This window comes from Pirellulales bacterium (genome assembly GCA_019694455.1).
Taxonomy (GTDB): domain Bacteria; phylum Planctomycetota; class Planctomycetia; order Pirellulales; family JAEUIK01; genus JAIBBY01.
In genome coordinates this window covers 64561-71823 of sequence record JAIBBY010000026.1, presented here as the reverse complement: position 1 = coordinate 71823, position 7263 = coordinate 64561, and the positions used below count along the sequence as shown (strand labels likewise).

General features: G+C 64.3%; 7 protein-coding genes and 1 tRNA gene. 7 read left to right on the top strand and 1 reads right to left on the bottom strand.

All coding sequences use genetic code 11. The features are described 5' to 3' along the window. Position 1: 1 nt before the first annotated feature. Positions 2 to 75: transfer RNA gene (locus K1X71_12330), tRNA-Val, on the bottom strand. A gap of 164 nt (positions 76 to 239) precedes the next feature. On the opposite strand from K1X71_12330, the gene K1X71_12325 reads away from it, so the two are divergent. The 7 genes from K1X71_12325 (at position 240) to K1X71_12295 (ending at position 7073) form a co-directional block, all read left to right on the top strand. Next, a complete protein-coding gene (locus tag K1X71_12325) occupies positions 240 to 1289 on the top strand; it encodes a phosphotransferase (protein MBX7073926.1) in 1050 nt (349 codons plus the stop codon). A gap of 15 nt (positions 1290 to 1304) precedes the next feature. Next, positions 1305 to 1943: a hypothetical protein gene (locus tag K1X71_12320; GenBank protein MBX7073925.1), complete on the top strand. Its 639-nt coding sequence runs from the start codon at positions 1305 to 1307 to the stop codon at positions 1941 to 1943. Then, positions 1940 to 2503, top strand: coding sequence for a hypothetical protein (locus tag K1X71_12315; GenBank protein MBX7073924.1), 564 nt, complete (start codon positions 1940 to 1942; stop codon positions 2501 to 2503). The genes K1X71_12320 and K1X71_12315 overlap by 4 nt, the downstream gene beginning before the upstream one ends. A 4-nt stretch (positions 2504 to 2507) precedes the next feature. Continuing rightward, entirely contained in the window at positions 2508 to 3086 is a 579-nt protein-coding gene (locus K1X71_12310) for a hypothetical protein (protein MBX7073923.1), read from the top strand. Positions 3087 to 3110: 24 nt separating this feature from the next. Then, on the top strand, positions 3111 to 3683 hold the full coding sequence (locus K1X71_12305; GenBank protein MBX7073922.1) for a hypothetical protein: 573 nt from the start codon (positions 3111 to 3113) through the stop codon (positions 3681 to 3683). A gap of 242 nt (positions 3684 to 3925) precedes the next feature. Beyond that, the gene (locus K1X71_12300; GenBank protein ID MBX7073921.1) at positions 3926 to 5323 is read left to right on the top strand and encodes a glycosyltransferase; all 1398 of its coding nucleotides are present in this window, start codon (positions 3926 to 3928) and stop codon (positions 5321 to 5323) included. Between the two features lie 61 nt (positions 5324 to 5384). Next, a complete protein-coding gene (locus K1X71_12295; protein MBX7073920.1) occupies positions 5385 to 7073 on the top strand; it encodes a glycosyltransferase family 39 protein in 1689 nt (562 codons plus the stop codon). Positions 7074 to 7263: the final 190 nt, after the last annotated feature.

Here is a 7263-nt window from a genome sequence, read left to right as displayed (position 1 = left end):
GTGGGCGATAAAGGACTCGAACCTTTGACCCCCAGCTTGTCGAGCTGGTGCTCTAACCAACTGAGCTAATCGCCCGGCATGGTCTCGTGCTTCTCCCTCATCGGAGCGAGCCCAGAGGCCAGGACCAACTATCCTAAAGGATTGTTCGCCCGATTCCAGGGGGGCGGCGCGAATCGCCCGTCTACGGCCGCTTCGCGATAGAATCACGCCGATCCGAAGTACCGGCCGGCGGCGACATCATGCGAACCATCGACGAGACGAACGTCTGCCACTACCTGCGCGAAACAAGCCGCATCCCCGCCGATGTGCCGCTGCGCGCCCGGCGACTTGCCGGCGGCGTCTCCAACGAGGTGCTGCTGGTCGAGGCCGCGGGCCCTGGCGGGCCACGGATGGTCGTCAAGCAGGCGCGCGAACGGCTACGCGTGGCCGACGATTGGCGCTGCACCGTCGAGCGCATCTGGCGCGAGACAGAAACCTTGCGGCTCTGCCAGCGCTTCGCCACGCCCGGACAGACGCCAGCGCTCTTGTTCGAGGATCGCGATCACTATCTCTTTGCCATGAGCGCCGCCCCGGCCGGGCATCATGTTTGGCGCGACGATCTGCTCCGCGGCCAGTTCGATTCCCAGGTCGCCACGGCGGCCGGCGCGCTATTGGCGACGCTGCACGCCGGCGGCTGGCACAACGATGAAGTCGCCGAGCGGTTGGCTGATCGCGCGATCTTCTGGCAATTGCGTATCGAGCCCTATTACCAAACGGTCGCCCAGCGACATCCGGGCGACGCCGCGTTCTTCTCACGGCTGACCGATTCGCTCGATACTCATTGCTGCTCGCTGGTGCATGCCGACTACAGCCCCAAAAATCTGCTCGTGTACCAGCGGCAGATCATGCTGGTCGATTACGAGACCGGTCACTGGGGCGATCCCGCGTTCGACATTGGCTTTTTCTTGTCGCATCTGGTGCTCAAGGCCTTTTATCACGCGCCAAGCCCGGGGCCGATGCTCGCGCTGGTCGCCGATTTTTGGACCGCCTACGCCGCGGCGCTACGCCCCGCGATTGGCGCCAATGAATACGCGGCGCTCGTCGCTCGCGGCGTGCAAAACCTGGCGGGCTGCCTCTGGGCGCGGCTGGATGCCAAAAGCCCGGTCGATTACCTGGCCAGCGAGTCGCGGCGCGGGGGGGTTCGCCGGCTGGCGCGGCGGGTGCTGGTGAATGAAGTCGCCACTTGGCCCCAGTTTGCGGAACTGCTGGCAATAGAACTGGAGCCGATATGCGCCAAAACGGACGACTAGCGCCATAATAGCGGCATGGGCGGATTACTCTCGTTTCTGGTTTTGCTCGCCACCCTCGTGCTGTTGTTGCTGGGGGGCATCCGGCTTTGGACGGTCGCCACGCGCACGATTTTGGGCCGGCTGCTCACCGTCGCCGAAGCCGCCCCGACGCAAACGCAGTTTGTCACCATCGACATGCTGCCGCTGATGTTGCAGCTTTCCGTCGTCGGCGCGCTCTTGTCGCGGATCGAACTGGAGGCGGATGAGCGCGTCGTATTGCTGCTGCTCTTGATCTTCATCGCCATCGAGGCAATCGGCTCGTGGTGGCTCTCGGTCCGCTGCCTCACGCTGGCCAAAATCCACGACCTACCGCGCCGTTTCACGTTTCAACTGCTGGTGGCGCCGATCGGTCTCTTCTTTCCGATCTTGTGCGTGCTCGTCCCCGCCGGGCTGGTGGCCTTGACTCGCTACGTGGCGCCGCGCTACGGCATGGTCGTCCTGACGCAGGTGGCGATCGTCGGTGTGGCGATCGACGCCGCGCTGTTGACGGCGGCCTACCGCTTGTCGCGCTGGGTCGCGGCCGCCGCCAGTTGGCCAGTGATCGAGCAACAGTGGGTTGAAGTGGAACTTGTCGACGAGTCGGCGTTGGCGACTCCCCAGGAGGTTATGTCATGATCGATCGCGAAGCGCGCCGGCAAGTGGCCGAGTTGCTCCGTCACCTGGGGAGCGGCGCCATCACAAACGATTACTTTGACGATCACGCGAAATCAATCGCGCGTCAATCACAAGATTTGGGAGTGCGCAAAGTCGATGAATGGGCATGGTATCTCTACGCCGAGGTCAATTGCTCTCGATTCCGCGGGCGCTATCGCCTGCCCAACGATTTTCGCACCGACTTGGCCCGCTGCGTGGTGTTTCTGCATTCCGATTGCGAGTACGAGTGGCCAAGAGAATCGTTTGGGATTGAATTGTTGAACATCTGCTTGATCTTCATCACCGCCCTTGCTGGCGTGGTAACGATTGGTTTTGGATTAGCCGATAGCCGGCTGTACGTCATACCACTCGCGTTGTTCGGCGTTTGCTGGTGGCTATTCCGACTTGCTCGGGCGCGCGCCTCGGAGAAAGTGCGACGCCGCGATCAACTTGGCGACTACGCCGCCTGGCCGTTTTTGCGAAACGATGATCTGGCGGCGGCGCGAGCCAAGCCCCGACTATTGGCGGCGCAAACCGCGTGATCTCATGATGGGCCTTCTCCAACTCGCGGTCGAAATGCTGCTGGGCGGACTAGCGGCGCTGGTGATCTTTGCGACCATCCTACTGGCGGTCACGGCGCCGTTTTGGGTCTGGATCGAGGCCGCCCGCGCCGTGCTGGCGCCGGTGCTCGCGCGTTGGGCCAGCGAGCGGCGCCCCACGCAGTTTCTGGTCACCGACCTGGCCTGCCTCTTTGTCGAGTTCTCCTTGCTGGGCATGATCGGCGCAGCGCTCGCCTCGGCGCAGCAACTTCGGCCGCTGGCGCCCATCGTGTTCGTCATCGGCGGCCTGTCGGTGCTGTCGGGGTGGCGACTGGCGCTGGTCTGGCTGTCGCGGGCGCGGATTCAAGGCATCGCCCGGCGCAGCGTGTTTCAACTGTTGGTGGCGCCGACCGCGTTGTTCTTTCCGCTGGTCTTTCTCGCGCTCGCTACGCTGTTGTCGCTGCGTCTGACGAGCGAGCGCGCATGGATGCCAGGGGTCGTCACCGGCTCGCTGCTGGCCGCGCTCGGCACGCTGGTCTTGCTCCGCGCCAGTTATCGCCTGGCGGGCTGGGTGGCCAACAGCTAATAAGGGTCTTCTCGGTGGCACGGCATGGTTGAAGAACTCCAATGGCTGCTGGGCATTCTCCCGTTTGTTGCCGTAGCCTGCCTGCTAATCCTGGCTTGGATCGACCTCACGCATCGCGTGTTGCGCCCGCTCACAAGTCGCGGCGATCCACGCGGCCGGACCGTGAGTTACACGATGGTCGACGTGGTGTGTCTGCTGCTTTGGTTGTCGCTTTTGGGCGCGGGCGTGTCGCGCGTTGCCGCGGCGCCATGGATCGGCGAAGCGTGGCTCGTGCTGGCGGTGCTGGTGATCGAGTCGGTCGGCTCCTGGTGGCTGGGGGTGCGACTGGTCTCCGCCGCCGGCGTGGTCGATTGGCGCCGCCGTGTGGTCTGTCAGTTGGTGATTGTGCCGCTGGCGCTCTTTGGCCCTCCGTTGACGATGGCGCTGCCATTCGTCTTGCTCTACTATTACGAACCGGCGCTGGTCTGCGCCATCTGGCCGGCGGCCCCGGCCGCGCTGCTAGCAAACTACTTGCTGGCGCGCTGGGTAGCCCGCGGCGCGACGGCTATCGCGGCCTCGTCGCCGCCGATCGAGCTGAAAGCTACCTTGCCTCGTTAGCGCTCGCGACAAACTGGCCGCAACTTTACTCGACCCGAAGTGCCAGACTTGCCGATAACCGAGGGCACGTTGGCGGCGTGGGCGGAACAAGTTCATTGATATTTCGCCGCCCTGCACGCGTGGCTACAATCCGCCGCCCGATTTTGGCAGGCGGCCAGCAGCATGCGCCAGCATTTCGCCTGATTCGCAGGTTCACTGCTGGCGCGACCAGCAATAAAACTCCTCAGGGACGCGGCAGTTCGATGGGCGAAGCCACTTCATTTCGCAAGCTCTCGGTTCTGATGCCGGTGTACAACGAACGCTGGACGCTGGAGTCGATCGTGCGGCGGGTGCTCACCAGCCCCGTTTCGCTCGACATCGAACTGGTGATGGTCGACGACTGCTCGCGCGATGGCAGTTGGGAGCTGGCGCAGCGCCTGGCGGCGACCGACGCGCGAATTGTCGCGGTGCGACACGAAAAGAACGGCGGTAAGGGAACCGCCATACGCACCGCCATCGGCCACATGACCGGCGATATCGCCGTGGTGCAAGACGCCGACCTGGAATACGACCCGCACGAGTTTCCAGCGCTGGTCCAACCGATTCTCGACGGGAAGGCCGACGCCGTCTTTGGCTCGCGCTACGCCAGTCCTGCCCGCCGCGTGCCGCACTTCTGGCATACGCAGGTGAATCGCTTTCTCACCTTGATGAGCAACTTGCTCACTGGCCTGACGCTGACCGACATGGAAACCTGCTACAAGGTGGTGCGGGCCGACGTGCTGCGGCAGCTGCGCCTGAAGAGCGCCACCTTCACGCTCGAACCCGAACTCACCAGCCGGCTGGCGCAGTGGGGCGCGCGCATCTACGAGGCGCCGATCAGCTACGCCGGCCGCAGCTTCGCCGAGGGGAAGAAGATTCGCCCCATCGATGGCCTCAAGGCCATTGGCGAGATGCTGCGCTGCCGCTTTGTCGATCGCCATTTCTCCGATCATCACGCCTTCGAGGCGCTCAAGACGTGCGATCGCGCCACGCGCTTGCAGCGCTGGATTGCGGAGCGCGCCCACCCACATTTCGGCGAGCGCGTGCTGCAAATCGGCTCGGGCATTGGCAGCCTCAGCGGCTACCTCTTGACCAAAGAGCGCGTGATCCTGGCCGAGAGCGACAGCGTTTGTGAGTCCGCGCTGCGGCACCGCTTTGCGCGGCGCGACAACCTGACCATCGACGCCGGCTCGATCAACAACGTGTTCGATATCGAACGCTGGCGCCGCGAAAAGATCGACACGATTCTCCTTGCTGACTGGCTCGGCCACCGCGCCAGCCAGCACACGATCGAGGCCTGCGCCAATCTCCTGCCCGAGGAGGGCAGACTGGTGTTGTTCGCCCCTTCCGACAGCGACGATCCCGAGTCGTCGAGCCTGTTTAGCCGTTTGCATCATGCGGGACTGCAAGTGACTTCGCACGACGAGGTGGGTCGCTTGCCGCGCTGGCTGGCCGCGCGGTTCGACAGCGCGGAGCCGCTTGCCGTGGCCAGTCGCCTGCGCTGGCTCAACCGTTGGCTGCCGCTGGCGCGGCTGGTCGATCGGGCGAGCGTCGGCTGCCCCTTGGCGCATCTGGTCGTGGCGCAAAAGCGCGCCGCGGCGGCGCTGCGGGTGGCAGCATAATGTCGGTGCTGCCAATTGCCACCGCTCTTTCCGCTTCATCGCGCTACGCGCCGCGAATCTTGTGATCGAAACCAACCTCACTTCCGCGCCGAGCAAATCAATTGGCCGTCGTGCCCGACGGCTGGCGGCGCACCCCGCGCCGCAGTCGCGCCAAGCGCCGCGTGGCCTCGAGCTGCCGGCCCTCGCGCCCAATTTTTATGCGCGCGCGACGCTGGCCTTTTTGTTCTTGGGTCTGTTCTTGCGAATCGCGCGGTACGCGCTGCGGTTTCCCTTCTGGGGTGACGAAATACTGCTGTCGGCGAATTTTCTCGACCGCGGCTTCTTTGAACTCGCCCGGCCGCTCGATAATCATCAGGTGGCGCCAGTCGCCTTCCTCTGGATCGAGCACGCCGCCACGCTGCTGTTGGGCTTCAGCGAATTGTCGCTGCGGCTCTTCCCCTTGCTGTGCGGGCTGGCCGCCATGTTTTTGTTCTATCGCACGGCCACGCGTCACTTCGCCCCCCAGGCCGCGCTGTGGGGGGTGGCCATCTTCGCCGTGTCGTCGTACATCATTCGCCCCGCCGCCGAGGTAAAGCCGTACGCGGGCGACTGCCTGGCCAGCATCGCGCTTTTGACGCTCTGGTTCGAGTGGCAGCAGGCGCGCGCTGCGCGCTGGCTGTGGGCCTTGGCCTGCGCCGCGCCGCTGTGTGTGGCGTTTTCGTATCCCGCGGTCTTTTTGGTCGGCGGAATCAGCCTCGCCCTGCTGCCGGCGCTCGTCGGCGACCGCGAGCGGCGCGAGTGGTTGCCGTGGCTACTGATGAACGCGCTGGCGGCGCTCGTCTTTCTGGTGGTCTTGCGACTGTCGGCGGGGCCGCAGTTCGCCGCGGAGCAGGCGGTGATGACCGATTATTGGGCCGGCGCTTTCCCACCCCTCGCGCGCCCCTGGGAACTACCACGCTGGTTCTTGCTGGCGCACACCGGCGAGATGTTCGCCTATCCGCTGGGCGCCGAGAATGGCGGCAGCACGCTCACCTTTGTCCTGTTTGTCGTCGGCATGTGGGCGCTGTGGCGCGGCCGGCAACGCCCCGTGGCGCTATTGACCTTGGCGATCTTTGGCCTGGCCTTTGTCGCCGCCGCATTGGGACGTTATCCCTACGGCGGCCATCCGCGCCTGGTGCAGTATGTCGCGCCGCTGATCTGCCTGGTCGCCGGCGTCGGCATCATGACCACGCTCGACGCCTTTGGGCATCCGCGCCTGCGCCGCGCGACGATCGGACTGATCGTCTTCGTTTGCGCTGGCATTGGCGTCGGCATCTTCGCCCGCGACGCGACGCATCCGTATCGAGATCGGCACGAACTGATCTTTCGCGACATGGCGCGCCAGTTCTGGGGCCGGCAAAACGAGCGCGACGGCACGCTACTCTGCGTCAGCACCGATCTGGGCATCGATTTGTATCCCGGCGACAGCCACGAGTTGGCCTGGCTCGCCTATCGGTGCAATCAGCGCGTCTATTCGCGGCGTCATCGCAATGGGCCGCAGCGGGTCAATCTGACGTCGCTCCCCGCCGACCAACCGCTGCGCTGCGTGGTATATCACCAGGCGTCCGACCAGCGCGACGACGCTCGGCGCCGGCAATGGCTCGACTCGCTCGCCGCGCGCTACGAACTGCAAACGGTCAAGACTTATCGGCAGGTGGAGCCAAATCCGCGCTCGGCCGAGATGTACGATCTGTACGAGTTCGCCCCGCGACCGCCAGACAATGGCGATTAGCGCCGCCTTAGCGTCGCCCCTCATTTCCTCCACACCTGGTCGCACGCCAATGGCTAATTTGTCTGGCCTGCCTGCGGAGGTGCGAAGAGTCAGAATATCGTTTTCTGATTTCGTTTCCCGATTTTTCAGTTACTTTGCATCTAATAGAATAAACGATTGCTGCGCTTTGTTTGTGCGCAAGGAGTTAGAC

Excerpts from the sequence above, each read along its gene's own strand:
- K1X71_12325 (MBX7073926.1), top strand. The coding sequence starts at position 240 with ATGCGAACCATCGACGAGACGAACGTCTGCCACTACCTGCGCGAAACA.
- K1X71_12315 (MBX7073924.1), top strand. The coding sequence starts at position 1,940 with ATGATCGATCGCGAAGCGCGCCGGCAAGTGGCCGAGTTGCTCCGTCAC.
- K1X71_12300 (MBX7073921.1), top strand. The coding sequence starts at position 3,926 with ATGGGCGAAGCCACTTCATTTCGCAAGCTCTCGGTTCTGATGCCGGTG.
- K1X71_12320 (MBX7073925.1), top strand. The coding sequence starts at position 1,305 with ATGGGCGGATTACTCTCGTTTCTGGTTTTGCTCGCCACCCTCGTGCTG.
- K1X71_12305 (MBX7073922.1), top strand. The coding sequence starts at position 3,111 with ATGGTTGAAGAACTCCAATGGCTGCTGGGCATTCTCCCGTTTGTTGCC.
- K1X71_12310 (MBX7073923.1), top strand. The coding sequence starts at position 2,508 with ATGATGGGCCTTCTCCAACTCGCGGTCGAAATGCTGCTGGGCGGACTA.